The 12,904-nt window shown below is 43.8% G+C and carries 26 protein-coding genes; all 26 read right to left on the bottom strand.

What is annotated here, in order from left to right; all coding sequences use genetic code 11:
• Positions 1 to 51: 51 nt before the first annotated feature.
• A complete protein-coding gene (gene rplQ / locus MWM02_RS00815; RefSeq protein ID WP_012748904.1) occupies positions 52 to 414 on the bottom strand; it encodes a 50S ribosomal protein L17 in 363 nt (120 codons plus the stop codon).
• Positions 415 to 524: 110 nt separating this feature from the next.
• A complete protein-coding gene (locus MWM02_RS00810; RefSeq protein WP_003247622.1) occupies positions 525 to 1,469 on the bottom strand; it encodes a DNA-directed RNA polymerase subunit alpha in 945 nt (314 codons plus the stop codon).
• Positions 1,470 to 1,636: 167 nt separating this feature from the next.
• Complete coding sequence (gene rpsK / locus MWM02_RS00805; RefSeq protein WP_003247621.1) at positions 1,637 to 2,026, bottom strand: 30S ribosomal protein S11; 390 nt, start codon at positions 2,024 to 2,026, stop codon at positions 1,637 to 1,639.
• Positions 2,027 to 2,051: 25 nt separating this feature from the next.
• Complete coding sequence (gene rpsM, locus MWM02_RS00800) at positions 2,052 to 2,417, bottom strand: 30S ribosomal protein S13 (RefSeq protein WP_003247620.1); 366 nt, start codon at positions 2,415 to 2,417, stop codon at positions 2,052 to 2,054.
• 22 nt (positions 2,418 to 2,439) lie between these two features.
• Positions 2,440 to 2,553, bottom strand: coding sequence for a 50S ribosomal protein L36 (rpmJ, locus tag MWM02_RS00795; RefSeq protein WP_064550534.1), 114 nt, complete (start codon positions 2,551 to 2,553; stop codon positions 2,440 to 2,442).
• 34 nt (positions 2,554 to 2,587) lie between these two features.
• Positions 2,588 to 2,806: a translation initiation factor IF-1 gene (gene infA, locus MWM02_RS00790; RefSeq protein WP_003247618.1), complete on the bottom strand. Its 219-nt coding sequence runs from the start codon at positions 2,804 to 2,806 to the stop codon at positions 2,588 to 2,590.
• Positions 2,807 to 2,910: 104 nt separating this feature from the next.
• Positions 2,911 to 3,657 carry a type I methionyl aminopeptidase gene (map, locus tag MWM02_RS00785; protein ID WP_244402735.1) on the bottom strand — a complete coding sequence of 249 codons (747 nt, stop codon included), beginning with the start codon at positions 3,655 to 3,657 and terminating at the stop codon, positions 2,911 to 2,913.
• The gene (locus tag MWM02_RS00780; protein ID WP_064550536.1) at positions 3,657 to 4,307 is read right to left on the bottom strand and encodes an adenylate kinase; all 651 of its coding nucleotides are present in this window, start codon (positions 4,305 to 4,307) and stop codon (positions 3,657 to 3,659) included. Before MWM02_RS00780 ends, map begins: the two co-directional genes overlap by 1 nt.
• 51 nt (positions 4,308 to 4,358) lie before the next feature.
• On the bottom strand, positions 4,359 to 5,651 hold the full coding sequence (gene secY, locus MWM02_RS00775; RefSeq protein ID WP_064550537.1) for a preprotein translocase subunit SecY: 1,293 nt from the start codon (positions 5,649 to 5,651) through the stop codon (positions 4,359 to 4,361).
• Positions 5,651 to 6,091, bottom strand: coding sequence for a 50S ribosomal protein L15 (gene rplO / locus MWM02_RS00770; RefSeq protein WP_003247610.1), 441 nt, complete (start codon positions 6,089 to 6,091; stop codon positions 5,651 to 5,653). The genes secY and rplO overlap by 1 nt, the downstream gene beginning before the upstream one ends.
• A 22-nt stretch (positions 6,092 to 6,113) precedes the next feature.
• Positions 6,114 to 6,302, bottom strand: coding sequence for a 50S ribosomal protein L30 (rpmD, locus tag MWM02_RS00765; RefSeq protein ID WP_064550538.1), 189 nt, complete (start codon positions 6,300 to 6,302; stop codon positions 6,114 to 6,116).
• A 13-nt stretch (positions 6,303 to 6,315) separates the two neighbouring features.
• Positions 6,316 to 6,816, bottom strand: coding sequence for a 30S ribosomal protein S5 (rpsE, locus tag MWM02_RS00760; RefSeq protein WP_003247606.1), 501 nt, complete (start codon positions 6,814 to 6,816; stop codon positions 6,316 to 6,318).
• 19 nt (positions 6,817 to 6,835) lie between these two features.
• On the bottom strand, positions 6,836 to 7,198 hold the full coding sequence (gene rplR, locus MWM02_RS00755; protein WP_064550539.1) for a 50S ribosomal protein L18: 363 nt from the start codon (positions 7,196 to 7,198) through the stop codon (positions 6,836 to 6,838).
• Positions 7,199 to 7,230: 32 nt separating this feature from the next.
• Positions 7,231 to 7,767 (bottom strand): 50S ribosomal protein L6, encoded by a 537-nt coding sequence (gene rplF, locus MWM02_RS00750; RefSeq protein ID WP_064550540.1) that lies wholly within the window; start codon positions 7,765 to 7,767, stop codon positions 7,231 to 7,233.
• 31 nt (positions 7,768 to 7,798) lie between these two features.
• Positions 7,799 to 8,197 (bottom strand): 30S ribosomal protein S8, encoded by a 399-nt coding sequence (rpsH, locus tag MWM02_RS00745; RefSeq protein WP_003247601.1) that lies wholly within the window; start codon positions 8,195 to 8,197, stop codon positions 7,799 to 7,801.
• Between the two features lie 32 nt (positions 8,198 to 8,229).
• Positions 8,230 to 8,415, bottom strand: coding sequence for a type Z 30S ribosomal protein S14 (locus MWM02_RS00740; protein WP_003247599.1), 186 nt, complete (start codon positions 8,413 to 8,415; stop codon positions 8,230 to 8,232).
• Between the two features lie 34 nt (positions 8,416 to 8,449).
• Positions 8,450 to 8,989 carry a 50S ribosomal protein L5 gene (gene rplE / locus MWM02_RS00735; protein ID WP_064550541.1) on the bottom strand — a complete coding sequence of 180 codons (540 nt, stop codon included), beginning with the start codon at positions 8,987 to 8,989 and terminating at the stop codon, positions 8,450 to 8,452.
• Between the two features lie 27 nt (positions 8,990 to 9,016).
• Positions 9,017 to 9,328: a 50S ribosomal protein L24 gene (gene rplX / locus MWM02_RS00730; protein ID WP_064550542.1), complete on the bottom strand. Its 312-nt coding sequence runs from the start codon at positions 9,326 to 9,328 to the stop codon at positions 9,017 to 9,019.
• Positions 9,329 to 9,365: 37 nt separating this feature from the next.
• Positions 9,366 to 9,734 carry a 50S ribosomal protein L14 gene (gene rplN / locus MWM02_RS00725; RefSeq protein WP_003247583.1) on the bottom strand — a complete coding sequence of 123 codons (369 nt, stop codon included), beginning with the start codon at positions 9,732 to 9,734 and terminating at the stop codon, positions 9,366 to 9,368.
• Between the two features lie 48 nt (positions 9,735 to 9,782).
• Positions 9,783 to 10,046, bottom strand: a complete 264-nt coding sequence (rpsQ, locus tag MWM02_RS00720; protein WP_064550543.1) for a 30S ribosomal protein S17 — start codon at positions 10,044 to 10,046, stop codon at positions 9,783 to 9,785.
• A gap of 23 nt (positions 10,047 to 10,069) precedes the next feature.
• The gene (gene rpmC / locus MWM02_RS00715; RefSeq protein ID WP_003247579.1) at positions 10,070 to 10,276 is read right to left on the bottom strand and encodes a 50S ribosomal protein L29; all 207 of its coding nucleotides are present in this window, start codon (positions 10,274 to 10,276) and stop codon (positions 10,070 to 10,072) included.
• Positions 10,266 to 10,700, bottom strand: coding sequence for a 50S ribosomal protein L16 (gene rplP, locus MWM02_RS00710; protein WP_003247576.1), 435 nt, complete (start codon positions 10,698 to 10,700; stop codon positions 10,266 to 10,268). Before rplP ends, rpmC begins: the two co-directional genes overlap by 11 nt.
• Before the next feature lie 2 nt (positions 10,701 to 10,702).
• Positions 10,703 to 11,359, bottom strand: a complete 657-nt coding sequence (gene rpsC, locus MWM02_RS00705; protein WP_064550544.1) for a 30S ribosomal protein S3 — start codon at positions 11,357 to 11,359, stop codon at positions 10,703 to 10,705.
• 3 nt (positions 11,360 to 11,362) lie between these two features.
• Positions 11,363 to 11,704, bottom strand: coding sequence for a 50S ribosomal protein L22 (rplV, locus tag MWM02_RS00700; RefSeq protein WP_003247572.1), 342 nt, complete (start codon positions 11,702 to 11,704; stop codon positions 11,363 to 11,365).
• 18 nt (positions 11,705 to 11,722) lie between these two features.
• Positions 11,723 to 12,001, bottom strand: coding sequence for a 30S ribosomal protein S19 (rpsS, locus tag MWM02_RS00695; protein ID WP_003247570.1), 279 nt, complete (start codon positions 11,999 to 12,001; stop codon positions 11,723 to 11,725).
• Positions 12,002 to 12,058: 57 nt separating this feature from the next.
• Positions 12,059 to 12,889 carry a 50S ribosomal protein L2 gene (rplB, locus tag MWM02_RS00690; RefSeq protein WP_003247566.1) on the bottom strand — a complete coding sequence of 277 codons (831 nt, stop codon included), beginning with the start codon at positions 12,887 to 12,889 and terminating at the stop codon, positions 12,059 to 12,061.
• Positions 12,890 to 12,904 lie beyond the last annotated feature (15 nt).

Genomic DNA, 12,904 nt, shown 5'->3' with positions numbered 1-12,904 from the left:
AGATCCAGTTCAAAACAAACTGTCTCGCCCTTGTTAGTCAACCGAATCGTTTTACACTAATTCGATAATCACCATTGGTGCCCCATCACCGCGACGAGGACCAAGTTTCATAATGCGAGTGTAGCCACCTTGACGGTCTTGATAACGCGGTGCAATATCGCTAAATAACTTTTGCAGCGCGTCTTGACCAGTTTCGCTATTGGCTACTTCTTTGCGGATAAATGCAGCAGCTTGGCGGCGTGCATGCAAATCACCGCGTTTGCCAAGCGTAATCATTTTTTCGACAACAGAGCGCAATTCTTTCGCGCGCGCCTCTGTTGTTTCAATACGCTCGTTAATAATTAAATCAGTTGCTAAATCACGAAGCAATGCCTTGCGCTGAGCGCTTGTACGTCCCAATTTTCTATATGACATGAAAGTGTCCCTCCTTTTTAACATTTTTACTGCATATTCCATTTCTATATTTAGAATCAGTAACGTTCATGTGTCTAGTAACATGAAAATACTAGTTAAACAAACGTTAACTAGTCATCTTTACGCAAACTGAGACCGAGTTCCGCAAGTTTTGCTTTCACTTCTTCGAGAGATTTGCGACCGAGGTTGCGCACTTTCATCATATCTTCTTCCGTTTTTTGCGTAAGCTCTTGAACGGTGTTAATGCCAGCACGTTTTAAACAGTTGTAGGAACGAACAGAAAGATCAAGTTCTTCGATAGTCATTTCAAGCACTTTTTCTTTTTGATCTTCCTCTTTTTCTACCATGATTTCTGCATTTTGCGCTTCATCTGTCAGGCTGACGAAAATATTTAAGTGCTCCGTTAAAATTTTCGCGCCGAGAGCAATTGCTTCTTTCGGCCCAATGCTCCCATCTGTCCACACATCTATCGTTAACTTATCATAGTCCGTCACTTGACCGACACGCGTATTTTCCACTTGATAGGCAACGCGTGAAACAGGTGTGTAAATCGAATCGATAGGGATAACGCCTATTGGCTGATCTTCTCGTTTATTGGCCTCAGCTGGAACATACCCACGCCCTCGTTTTGCCGTCATTCTCATGCGTAAGCGGCCGCCTTCTGCTAACGTAGCAATATGAAGGTCTGGGTTTAAAATTTCCACATCGCTGTCGTGAGTAATATCAGCAGCTGTGACAACCCCTTCGCCCTGTGCATCAATTTCCAGCGTTTTTTCTTCATCCGAATAAATTTTCAACGCTAATTTTTTTATATTTAAAATGATCGCTGTCACATCTTCCACGACGCCATCAATTGTTGAGAACTCATGCAGCACGCCATCTATTTGAACAGATGTCACAGCAGCGCCAGGGAGTGAAGATAATAGGATACGACGCAAGGAGTTACCCAAAGTTGTTCCATATCCACGCTCAAGCGGTTCGACGACGAATTTGCCATATTTGGCATCTTCGCTGATTTCAACCGTTTCGATTCTCGGTTTTTCAATTTCAATCATTAGTTATTATACCCTCCTTCAAAACGTCGAAACCCCGACCAAACGATACACGCCTAATCGAAATTCCCCCATGAATAAGTTCCCAAATGTGCGAATGGCTACACAATGTTTCCCTGTACCTTATAATATTCCATTATTGACAAGGACACAAATTCTAATACAGGGTATTACACACGACGACGTTTTGGCGGACGGCATCCATTATGCGGGATAGGAGTTACGTCTTTAATCGCTGTAATTTCCAATCCAGCTGCTTGCAACGCGCGAATCGCTGCCTCACGACCAGCACCAGGGCCTTTTACGTTTACCTCTACCGTTTTCATTCCATGTTCCATAGACGCTTTTGCGGCCGCTTCTGCTGCCATTTGTGCTGCAAACGGCGTCGATTTACGAGAACCTTTAAAACCTAATGCTCCAGCGCTTGACCAAGCAATCGTGTTACCATGAACGTCGGTAATTGTTACGATCGTATTATTGAATGTGGAACGGATATGCGCGATACCAGTTTCAATATTTTTTCTTACACGGCGTTTGCGTGTATTTGTTTTACGTGCCATTCGTGGAATTACCTCCTTTGCTTAATTATTTTTTCTTATTCGCTACTGTACGGCGTGGGCCTTTACGTGTACGAGCATTGTTTTTCGTATTTTGACCGCGAACTGGCAAGCCGCGACGATGGCGAAGACCACGATAGCATCCGATTTCGATTAAGCGTTTAATATTTAGCGATACTTCGCGGCGAAGATCTCCTTCCACTTTCAAGCGGCTGACGATCTCGCGAATTCTTCCTAATTCTTCTTCCGTCAAATCACGAACGCGAGTATCTTCGGAAACGCCAGCCTCCGCTAAGATTTTTTTTGCAGTAGATTTGCCGATTCCATAGATATATGTTAGCGAAATGACTACACGTTTGTCACGAGGAATATCCACACCTGCAATACGTGCCATATACTATACACCTCCTTGAAGATTAACCTTGTCTTTGTTTATGTTTTGGATTTTCGCAAATTACCATAACTTTGCCGCGTCTGCGAATAACTTTACATTTTTCGCACATTGGTTTTACAGATGGTCTTACTTTCATGTTTTTTACCTCCTTATGAATGCGGAGTATTCGTTTATTTATAGCGATACGTGATTCGACCGCGAGTTAAATCGTACGGAGATAATTCTACCGTAACTTTATCTCCAGGTAAAATCCGAATGAAATGCATGCGAATTTTACCAGAAACATGTGCCAATACCGTATGGCCGTTTTCTAATTCGACACGGAACATGGCATTTGGCAATGTTTCGACAACGGTGCCTTCCACTTCAATTACATCGTCTTTAGCCATCGAGCGGCTCTCCCTCCTTCGAATGAGTAACATAGCGTTAGGCAAAAATACAGCACATGCGGCATTTGCCAATTGTTACACGACCAGTATTCATCATGATTATATTAGAGGGTTGTTAAAATTTCATAGCCGTTTTCTGTAATGGCGATCGTATGCTCAAAATGTGCACACATTTTCCCGTCTACCGTAACGACCGTCCAGTTATCAGCAAGTGTTTTAACATAACGGCTTCCCGCATTTACCATCGGTTCAACGCATAGCGTCATTCCCGGTTTCAAACGCGGCCCTTTATTTGGCGGGCCATAATGTGGTACTTGCGGGTCTTCATGTAAGTCTTGACCAATTCCGTGCCCGACATACTCACGAACGATCGAAAAATGATGGGATTCCACATATGTTTGTATCGCATGAGAAATATTGGACAAACGGGCACCTGGTTTTGCTTCCTCTAATCCTATATATAAAGATTTTTCCGTTACTTCAAGAAGCTTTTTTGTTTCTTCCGCAATCTCCCCAACAGGATACGTCCATGCGGAGTCGGCGTGATAGCCATTATATTTGGCACCGACATCAATGCTAATAATATCGCCTTCCTTCAGCACCCGGTCACCGGGAATTCCGTGGACAAGTTCTTCGTTCACCGAAGTGCAAATGCTTCCAGGGAATCCATTGTATCCTTTAAACGAAGGAATGGCGCCATGTTCCCGGATGACTGTTTCGGCGATCTGATCCAATTCTTTTGTCGTAATTCCAGGACGAATATGTTTTTCTAACTCTTGGCGAGTCAAAGCAACAATTTTTCCTGCCTCGCGCATGATTTCAATTTCACGCGGAGTTTTACAAATAATCATTATTGTAAGCCTCCAAGAAGTTCGCGAATGTCCGCAAATACTTTTTCAATGTCCTGCTGTCCGTCAATGTGGCGCAAATACCCTTTGCTTTCGTAAAACTCAAGCAAAGGCTGCATTTGTTTTACGTTCACTTCAAGGCGATTGGCCACCGTTTCCTCATTGTCATCCGCGCGCTGGTACAGCTCACCGCCGCATTTGTCGCAAACACCGGGCTTTGCTGGCGGATTAAACACGAGATGGTACGTTGCACCACAGTTTTTGCAAATTCGTCTTCCCGTCAGACGTTCCATTAAAATGTCTTTGTCGACTTGAATATGAATGACATAGTCGATCGAACGATTTAATTCGGCAAGAATGTTTTCCAGCGCTTCCGCTTGAGCAACCGTCCGCGGAAACCCGTCAAGCAAAAATCCTTTCTGGCAGTCATCTTTACTTAAACGTTCGCGAACGATGCCGATTGTCACTTCATCAGGAACAAGATCGCCTCGGTCCATATATTCTTTTGCTTGCAAACCTAACGGCGTCCCTTCTTTAATGGCGGCGCGAAACATATCACCAGTCGAAATATGTGGAATCCCATATGTTTCAACGATTTTCTCCGCTTGAGTACCTTTTCCAGCGCCAGGCAATCCCATTAATACTAAGTTCATCCTCGCTCCCCCTCAGCTCTACAGAGGTAAGGGGCAATGCACCTAACCTCTTTATTTAATAAATCCTTTGTAATGACGTTTCACAAGCTGACTTTCAAGCTGTTTCATTGTCTCAAGCGCAACACCGACAACAATAAGCAAACTTGTTCCACCGATTCGAGCGGAAGGCGGCAAATTAGCGAATTTCACAAAGAACACGGGAAGAATCGCAACAGCTGCTAAAAATAGCGAACCGACAAACGTAAGCCGGTAAAGAATTTTTGTCACATATTCCTGCGTATTTTTTCCTGGACGTATTCCTGGGATATAGCCACCTTGTTTTTTCAAATTGTCCGCCATCTGTTCTGGATTAACTTGGACAAAAGCGTAGAAATACGTAAACGCAATAATGAGCAGTACATAAATAACCATGCCAACTGGTTGTGTATAATCAAACGTTTTTCGAATCCACAATGTTACGTCATTCGAACCAAAAAACGATGCAATTGTCGGTGGAGCAATAATAAACGACACAGCAAAAATAACCGGAATCACTCCCGCTGGATTCACTTTTAGCGGCAAGTGAGTAGAATGCCCGCCAACCGGGCTGCGTCCTTCAAGCCGTTTTGCGTATTGAATCGGAATTTTCCGGAACGCTTGTTGAATATAAATTACGCCAACGATAACGACAATCACCGCTACCACGACAAGCAGAAGCGCAACAATTCGCAAGAACAAATCTTCACCGGCATTTTCAAACTGCTGTGCGTAAACTTGGTTTAACACGGCAGGAATACCGGAAATAATCCCAGCAAAAATAATGATCGAAATGCCGTTTCCGACACCTTTGGCGGTAATTTGCTCACCTAGCCACATTAAAAATGCGGTTCCTGCTGTTAACACCGTCGCAATTAATAAATATGTCGGTATGCCAGGATTTTTAATGAGCGCTCCTGAAGCCAAGTTGTTAAAGCCGTATGACATCCCAAGCGCCTGAATAAAACCTAAAACGACCGTAAAATAGCGGGTAAACTGAGCTAATTTACGTCGTCCAACCTCGCCTTGCTTCGACCATTCCGTAAATTTAGGGACAACATCCATCTGCAAAAGCTGCACAATGATGGATGCTGTAATATAAGGCATGACGCCCATCGCAAAAATCGAGAAGTTTTGCAACGCCCCGCCGCCGAATATATTCAGAACGCCGAAAGCGTTCATTTGATCTTGCACTTTTAACACATCGGCGTTTACATTCGGCACAGGGATAAACGTGCCAATGCGAAACACAATGAGCATAAGAAGGGTAAAAATAATTTTTTTCCTTATATCACCGACGCGCATAAAGTTGGAGATTGTCCGAAACATTAAATCACCTCAGTTTTACCGCCAGCAGCTTCAATTGCCTCTTTCGCTGAAGAAGAGAATTTATGGGCTTTTACCGTTAATTTTTTCTCAATTTGACCTTTCCCTAAAATTTTCACACCCGATTTTAGTTTGCTGATAACCCCTGTTTCGAGCAACAACTCAGGTGTTACTTCTGTTCCGTCCTCAAAACGGTTTAACTTTTCAAGGTTAACAATTGCATATTCTTTACGATTGATATTGGTAAAGCCACGTTTTGGAAGGCGACGGAATAAAGGAGTTTGACCACCTTCAAAACCGAGGCGTACACCTCCACCAGAGCGAGCATTTTGACCTTTTTGACCTCTACCAGACGTTTTGCCTTTACCAGAACCGATACCGCGACCGACGCGAGTGCGTTCTTTGCGGGAACCTGGCGCTGGTTGTAGTTCATGAAGTTTCATCGCGAAGCACCTCCTTATACGATTATTGTTCGATTTCTTGCACTTTTACAAGGTGAGCGACTTTGTTAATCATACCGCGAATAGCAGGATTATCGTTATGAACGACTGTTTGGTGCAACTTGCGCAAACCTAGCGTTTTCACCGTAATTCGTTGGTCTTGCGGACGACCAATGACGCTGCGAGTGAGGGTAATCGCCAATTTTTTTGCCATTGTATTTCCCTCCTTATCCTAACAGTTCCTCAACTGTTTTACCGCGCAATCTCGCTACATCTTCTGCACGTTTTAATTGTTTTAACCCGTCAACAGTAGCTCTCACCATGTTAATTGGCGTGTTCGAACCGATCGATTTGGAAAGAATGTCGCTGATACCTGCTAACTCTAACACAGCGCGCGCCGGACCACCAGCGATAACCCCTGTACCTTCGGATGCAGGTTTTAAAATGATTTTCCCTGCGCCAAAATGGCCGATTACTTCGTGAGGAATCGTTGTGCCGACAATCGGTACTTCAATTAAATTTTTCTTCGCATCTTCAATCGCTTTGCGAATCGCGTCCGGAACTTCTTGTGCTTTTCCTGTTCCAAAACCGACATGACCATTTTTATCGCCGACAACGACTAACGCGGAGAAGCGTAAACGACGTCCACCTTTTACTACTTTTGCAACACGGTTAACAGATACCACGCGCTCTTCAAGCTCAAGTTTATTTGGATCGATACGACGCATCGTTGTCCCTCCTTTATAATTAGAATTCTAAACCAGCTTCACGAGCAGCATCGGCAAGCGCCTTTACACGACCATGATATAAATAGCCGCCGCGGTCGAAAACGACCTTTTTAATGCCTTTTGCTAATGCTCGTTTCGCCACTAGTTCACCGACTTTTTTTGCTGCTTCGATATTTCCAGTCGATTCTAAGTCAAATTCTTTATCTAACGTAGAAGCGCTGACAAGCGTTACTGCTTTCATGTCATCAATAATTTGCGCATAAATGTGTTTGTTGGAACGGAACACATTTAAGCGTGGACGTTCAGCAGTTCCGAATATTTTTTTGCGAACGCGCGCATGTCTTCTTTTACGAACTGCGTTTCGGTCAACTTTTGTGATCATTTATGTCACTCCTTTCATCTCGCTAAGCTGCATTATTTACCAGTTTTACCTTCTTTAAGACGCACAACTTCGCCTTCGTAGCGAATTCCTTTGCCTTTATATGGCTCAGGTGGACGTACGGCGCGAATATTCGCTGCAAGTTCGCCGACACGTTGTTTATCTGCGCCTTTTACGACGATTCTTGTTTGCGAAGGAACTTCAATTTCTAATCCTTGTTCCGGTTCAATTTCTACTGGATGAGAAAAACCGACGTTCAGTACAAGCTTTTTCCCTTGTTTCGCCGCACGGTAACCGACACCGACTAATTCAAGCGCTTTTTCGTAGCCTTTCGATACGCCTTCTACCATGTTTGCAAGCAAACTGCGAGTCGTACCATGAAGCGCCCGATGATGTTTTTCATCGCTTGGGCGAGTAACCGTTATTACGTTATTTTCCACTTTGATTGTCATATCTGGATGAAAAGTGCGAGTTAATTCGCCTTTCGGTCCTTTTACTGTAACGGTATTGCCGTTCACCGTTACTGTTACGCCGGACGGAATTTCGATTGGCTTTTTACCAACACGTGACATGCACGAACACCTCCATTCTTAACGAAATGAATTACCAAACATATGCTAATACTTCGCCGCCAGTTCCTTTTTGACGCGCTTCTTTATCGGTTAAAATGCCTTGAGACGTAGAAAGGATCGCAATCCCTAAACCGTTCAATACACGAGGCACTTCATGTGCTTTGACATAAACGCGCAAGCCAGGTTTGCTAATGCGTTTTAAGCCAGTAATTACACGTTCATTGTTCGGACCGTATTTTAAGAAAATACGGAGAATACCTTGTTTATTATCTTCAATGTATTCGACATCACGAATGAATCCTTCGCGTTTTAAAATTTCCGCGATTTCCCGTTTAATTTTCGAAGCAGGCACTTCTAGCTTCTCGTGACGCACCATATTCGCATTGCGAATGCGAGTAAGCATATCTGCAATTGGATCTGTCATCACCATATGTTTTACCTCCTTCCCAACTCATGGGTTGATTACCAGCTTGCTTTTTTAATGCCTGGAAGTTGACCTTTATATGCTAATTCACGGAAACAAATACGGCAAAGTTTAAATTTGCGATAAACCGAATGCGGACGACCGCAGCGTTCGCAACGGGTGTACGCTCTTACTTTAAACTTTGGCGTACGTTTTTGTTTCGCGATCATCGATTTTTTAGCCACGATTTCGCCTCCCTTGTTTTACAGATGGGATTCATTATTTTTGGAATGGCATGCCGAGCAATGCCAATAGTTCACGAGCTTCTTCGTCCGTTTTCGCCGTGGTAACAATCACGATATCCATTCCGCGAACTTTGTTTACTTTATCGTAATCAATTTCAGGGAAAATTAATTGTTCTTTAATGCCTAACGTATAGTTGCCGCGACCATCAAACGATTTTTTCGATACGCCACGGAAGTCACGAACACGCGGAAGCGATACGGAAATCAGCTTATCTAAAAATTCATACATACGTTCTCCACGCAATGTCACTTTCGCACCGATTGGCATTCCTGCGCGAAGGCGGAAACCAGCGATCGATTTTTTCGCACGAGTCACAACAGGTTTTTGACCAGCGATTAATGTTAATTCTTCTACCGCGCTGTCAAGCGCTTTTGGATTTTGTACCGCATCACCAACACCCATGTTGATGACGATTTTTTCGATTTTTGGAACTTGCATTATAGATTTATAGTTGAACTTGCTCATTAAAGCAGGTGTCACTTCTTTTAAATATTTCTCTTTCAGGCGGTTCATAAGAGTACCTCCTTTCTGACATCACGATTATTTATCTAAAATCTCGCCAGATCTTTTTGCGTAACGTACTTTTTTACCATCTACAAACTTGTATCCAATGCGAGTTGGAAGCCCTGTTTTTGGATCTAAAGGCATTACTTTTGATACGTGAATCGGTGCCTCTTTTGTGATAATGCCGCCTTGTGGATTTGCTTGAGATGGTTTCGCGTGTTTTTTAATGATATTGACACCTTCGACAATCACACGGTTTTTCTTAGGAAATGCAGCAAGGACCACACCTTGTTTTCCTTTGTCTTTACCGGAGATTACTTGGACTTTATCACCTTTTTTTACATGCATCGCAGTTCGCACCTCCTTGAAAGGCTTTTCCCTTTCGTTAAATTACTTCTGGAGCTAAAGAAATGATTTTCATAAAGTCTTTGTCGCGCAATTCGCGTGCGACCGGCCCAAAAATACGTGTGCCGCGCGGACTTTTATCGTCACGAATAATGACGCAAGCATTTTCGTCAAAGCGGATATAAGAGCCGTCAGAACGACGAACGCCACGTTTTGTACGGACAACGACTGCTTTCACCACTTGACCTTTTTTAACAACGCCACCTGGTGTCGCTTCCTTAACTGTCGCAACAACCACGTCGCCAATGTTTGCGTAGCGGCGTCCAGAACCACCTAACACTTTAATGACAAGCACTTCGCGTGCTCCTGAATTATCAGCCACTTTTAAACGAGATTCTTGTTGAATCATTGACGAAACCTCCTTTCGGAATTATATCACGTCCGAACGTATATAGAATTAAACGGTAACTGCTTTTTCAACGATTTCGACTAAACGGAAACGTTTCGTTGCCGAAAGTGGACGAGTTTCCATAATTTTTACGATATCGCCGACTTTCGCAATGTTGTTTTCATCATGCGCTTTATATTTTTTCGAATATTTCACGCGTTTGCCGTAAAGCGGATGTTTTTTGTATGTTTCGACAAGAACGGTAATCGTTTTGTCCATTTTATCGGATACAACGCGGCCTACATACACTTTGCGTTGATTGCGCTCACTCATGTCGCAAACCTCCTCTCAAACGGTTATTTTTTTGCGTTCGCAGCAATCTCTCTTTCACGGATGATTGTTTTCATGCGCGCGATATCTTTACGTACTTGACGGATACGTGCTGTGTTTTCCAATTGTCCTGTTGCCAGTTGGAAGCGAAGGTTGAATAATTCTTCTTTTAACGCTTTAATTTTTTGTTCGATTTCGGCAGTGGTAAGTTCACGAATTTCTTTAGCTTTCATTTGCTTCACCACCACTTTCTTCGCGTTTTACAAACTTACATTTGATTGGAAGTTTGTGAGAAGCAAGACGCAATGCTTCACGTGCTACTTCCTCTGAAACACCGCCAACTTCAAACATGACTTTGCCTGGTTTGACAACCGCTACCCAACCTTCAGGAGCACCTTTACCGGAACCCATCCGCACTTCCAACGGTTTTGCTGTGTATGGTTTAGAAGGGAAAATTTTAATCCAAACTTTACCGCCACGTTTCATATAACGAGTCATCGCACGACGAGCTGCCTCAATTTGGCGGTTGGTAATCCAAGCGGATTCTAACGCTTGTAGTCCGTATTCACCAAAATGTACTTCCGTACCGCCTTTTGCGCGACCTTTCATGCGTCCGCGATGTTCACGACGATATTTTACGCGTTTTGGCATTAACATGATTATTTTCCTCCTTCCTCAGTTTTCTTTTTTTTCGGAAGGACCTCTCCACGATAAATCCATACTTTCACGCCGATTTTTCCGTATGTTGTATCCGCTTCTGCCGTTGCATAATCGATGTCTGCACGGAGCGTATGGAGTGGAACAGTTCCTTCGCTGTAGTGTTCGGAGCGCGCGATATCGGCACCGCCAAGACGACCGGATACCATTGTTTTAATTCCTTTTGCCCCTGCGCGCATTGCCCGTTGAATCGCTTGTTTTTGCGCACGGCGGAAGGAAACGCGGTTTTCCAATTGGCGCGCAATGTTTTCCGCGACAAGTTTCGCATCTAAATCTGGTTTTTTGATCTCAACGATGTTAATGTGAACACGTTTGCCAGTTAATTGCGTTAACGCTTTGCGAAGCGCTTCTACTTCTGAACCGCCTTTTCCGATCACCATACCTGGCTTCGCTGTATGGATCGTAATGTTGACGCGGTTTGCTGCACGCTCAATTTCAATGCGAGATACTGCGGCGTCTTGCAAACGTTTTGTGATGTATTCACGGATTTTAAGATCTTCATGCAAAAGGTCCGCATAATCTTTTTCAGCGTACCATCTAGAGTCCCAGTCACGAATAATGCCGATGCGGAGACCGATCGGATTTACCTTTTGACCCACTGATTATCCCTCCTTCTTTTCTGAAACAACGATGGTGATATGGCTTGTGCGTTTATTAATCGCGCTTGCACGTCCCATTGCGCGCGGGCGGAAACGTTTCAACGTTGGACCTTCGTCCACGTACGCTTTCGTAATAACTAAATTGTTCACATCCATATCATAATTATGTTCAGCGTTTGCCACCGCGGATTTCAGCACTTTCTCAATAATTGGGGAAGCCGCTTTTGGCGTATGGCGGAGAATAGCAAACGCCTCACCAACTTCTTTTCCTCGAATTAAGTCAATCACTAAACGTGCTTTACGAGGAGCAATACGGACTGTTCTTGCGACAGCTTTAGCTTCCATGTGTTGAACCTCCTCTCATTAACGCTTTGTTTTCTTATCGTCGCCAGCATGACCTCTGAACGTACGTGTTGGTGCGAACTCGCCAAGTTTATGTCCCACCATATCTTCCGTAATATAAACCGGCACGTGTTTGCGTCCATCATATACGGCGATCGTGTGACCAACAAATTGCGGGAAAATTGTCGAACGACGAGACCATGTTTTAATCACTTGTTTTTGACCTGTTTCATTTAATTTTTCGATTTTTTTCATTAAATGTTCATCACAGAACGGACCTTTTTTTAAGCTGCGACCCATAAATGAACCTCCCTTCGTGATTGTTCTACGGTTCTTAAGAACCGTAGTTCAACCCCGTTATTTTTTACGACGACGTATAATAAATTTATCCGATTTGTTATTCTTTTTGCGTGTTTTAAAGCCAAGTGTCGGTTTACCCCAAGGAGTCATTGGCGATTTGCGTCCGATTGGCGCTTTACCTTCACCACCACCGTGTGGGTGATCAACAGGGTTCATAACCGAACCGCGAACTGTTGGACGAATACCTAGCCAACGAGCGCGACCTGCTTTACCGATGTTCACAAGTTCGTGCTGTTCATTGCCTACTTCGCCAACCGTTGCCCGGCAAGCACCTAAAATCATGCGCACTTCGCCGGATGCGAGGCGAACGATGACATATTTTCCTTCTTTCCCAAGCACTTGTGCAGATGTACCAGCAGCGCGAACTAATTGTCCGCCTTTTCCTGGTTTTAATTCAATATTATGCACAAGCGTACCGACTGGGATATTTTCAAGCGGCAATGCATTGCCAACTTTAATGTCTGCGTCTGGTCCAGACATGATTTCCATGCCTACTTTAAGGTTTTTCGGCGCAATAATATAACGTTTTTCACCGTCCGCATAGTGAATTAACGCAATGTTTGCAGAACGGTTTGGATCATACTCGATTGTAGCAACGCGACCTGGAATTCCATCTTTATCACGCTTAAAATCGATGATGCGATATAGACGTTTATGACCGCCACCTTGGTGACGCACTGTAATTTTTCCTTGGTTGTTGCGGCCAGCTTTTTTCTTTAACGGCGCAAGCAATGATTTTTCTGGCTTATCCGTCGTAATTTCTGAGAAGTCAAGAACTGTCATACCACGGCGACCGTTTGAGGTCGGTTTGTATTTTTTAATTGCCATGTTGGTTTCCCTCCT

The sequence above is a fragment of the Parageobacillus sp. KH3-4 genome (assembly GCF_022846435.1).
GTDB classification, from domain to species: domain Bacteria; phylum Bacillota; class Bacilli; order Bacillales; family Anoxybacillaceae; genus Parageobacillus; species Parageobacillus thermoglucosidasius_A.
The sequence above is the reverse complement of the archived record's forward strand: the minus strand, read 5'-3'. Positions and strand labels throughout refer to the sequence as shown.

Excerpts from the sequence above, each read along its gene's own strand:
- rplQ (WP_012748904.1), bottom strand. The coding sequence starts at position 414 with ATGTCATATAGAAAATTGGGACGTACAAGCGCTCAGCGCAAGGCATTG.
- MWM02_RS00810 (WP_003247622.1), bottom strand. The coding sequence starts at position 1,469 with ATGATTGAAATTGAAAAACCGAGAATCGAAACGGTTGAAATCAGCGAA.
- rpsK (WP_003247621.1), bottom strand. The coding sequence starts at position 2,026 with ATGGCACGTAAAACAAATACACGCAAACGCCGTGTAAGAAAAAATATT.
- rpsM (WP_003247620.1), bottom strand. The coding sequence starts at position 2,417 with ATGGCACGTATTGCAGGTGTGGATATTCCTCGTGACAAACGTGTAGTC.
- rpmJ (WP_064550534.1), bottom strand. The coding sequence starts at position 2,553 with ATGAAAGTAAGACCATCTGTAAAACCAATGTGCGAAAAATGTAAAGTT.
- infA (WP_003247618.1), bottom strand. The coding sequence starts at position 2,806 with ATGGCTAAAGACGATGTAATTGAAGTGGAAGGCACCGTTGTCGAAACA.
- map (WP_244402735.1), bottom strand. The coding sequence starts at position 3,657 with ATGATTATTTGTAAAACTCCGCGTGAAATTGAAATCATGCGCGAGGCA.
- MWM02_RS00780 (WP_064550536.1), bottom strand. The coding sequence starts at position 4,307 with ATGAACTTAGTATTAATGGGATTGCCTGGCGCTGGAAAAGGTACTCAA.
- secY (WP_064550537.1), bottom strand. The coding sequence starts at position 5,651 with ATGTTTCGGACAATCTCCAACTTTATGCGCGTCGGTGATATAAGGAAA.
- rplO (WP_003247610.1), bottom strand. The coding sequence starts at position 6,091 with ATGAAACTTCATGAACTACAACCAGCGCCAGGTTCCCGCAAAGAACGC.
- rpmD (WP_064550538.1), bottom strand. The coding sequence starts at position 6,302 with ATGGCAAAAAAATTGGCGATTACCCTCACTCGCAGCGTCATTGGTCGT.
- rpsE (WP_003247606.1), bottom strand. The coding sequence starts at position 6,816 with ATGCGTCGTATCGATCCAAATAAACTTGAGCTTGAAGAGCGCGTGGTA.
- rplR (WP_064550539.1), bottom strand. The coding sequence starts at position 7,198 with ATGATCACAAAAGTTGACCGAAACGCAGTTCGTAAAAGAAGACATGCG.
- rplF (WP_064550540.1), bottom strand. The coding sequence starts at position 7,767 with ATGTCACGTGTTGGTAAAAAGCCAATCGAAATTCCGTCCGGCGTAACA.
- rpsH (WP_003247601.1), bottom strand. The coding sequence starts at position 8,197 with ATGGTGATGACAGATCCAATTGCAGATATGCTTACTCGCATTCGCAAT.
- rplE (WP_064550541.1), bottom strand. The coding sequence starts at position 8,989 with ATGAACCGCCTGAAAGAGAAATATTTAAAAGAAGTGACACCTGCTTTA.
- rplX (WP_064550542.1), bottom strand. The coding sequence starts at position 9,328 with ATGCATGTAAAAAAAGGTGATAAAGTCCAAGTAATCTCCGGTAAAGAC.
- rplN (WP_003247583.1), bottom strand. The coding sequence starts at position 9,734 with ATGATTCAACAAGAATCTCGTTTAAAAGTGGCTGATAATTCAGGAGCA.
- rpsQ (WP_064550543.1), bottom strand. The coding sequence starts at position 10,046 with ATGAGTGAGCGCAATCAACGCAAAGTGTATGTAGGCCGCGTTGTATCC.
- rpmC (WP_003247579.1), bottom strand. The coding sequence starts at position 10,276 with ATGAAAGCTAAAGAAATTCGTGAACTTACCACTGCCGAAATCGAACAA.
- rplP (WP_003247576.1), bottom strand. The coding sequence starts at position 10,700 with ATGTTAATGCCAAAACGCGTAAAATATCGTCGTGAACATCGCGGACGC.
- rplV (WP_003247572.1), bottom strand. The coding sequence starts at position 11,704 with ATGGAAGCTAAAGCTGTCGCAAGAACAGTCCGTATTGCTCCTCGTAAA.
- rpsS (WP_003247570.1), bottom strand. The coding sequence starts at position 12,001 with ATGGGTCGCAGCTTAAAAAAAGGTCCGTTCTGTGATGAACATTTAATG.
- rplB (WP_003247566.1), bottom strand. The coding sequence starts at position 12,889 with ATGGCAATTAAAAAATACAAACCGACCTCAAACGGTCGCCGTGGTATG.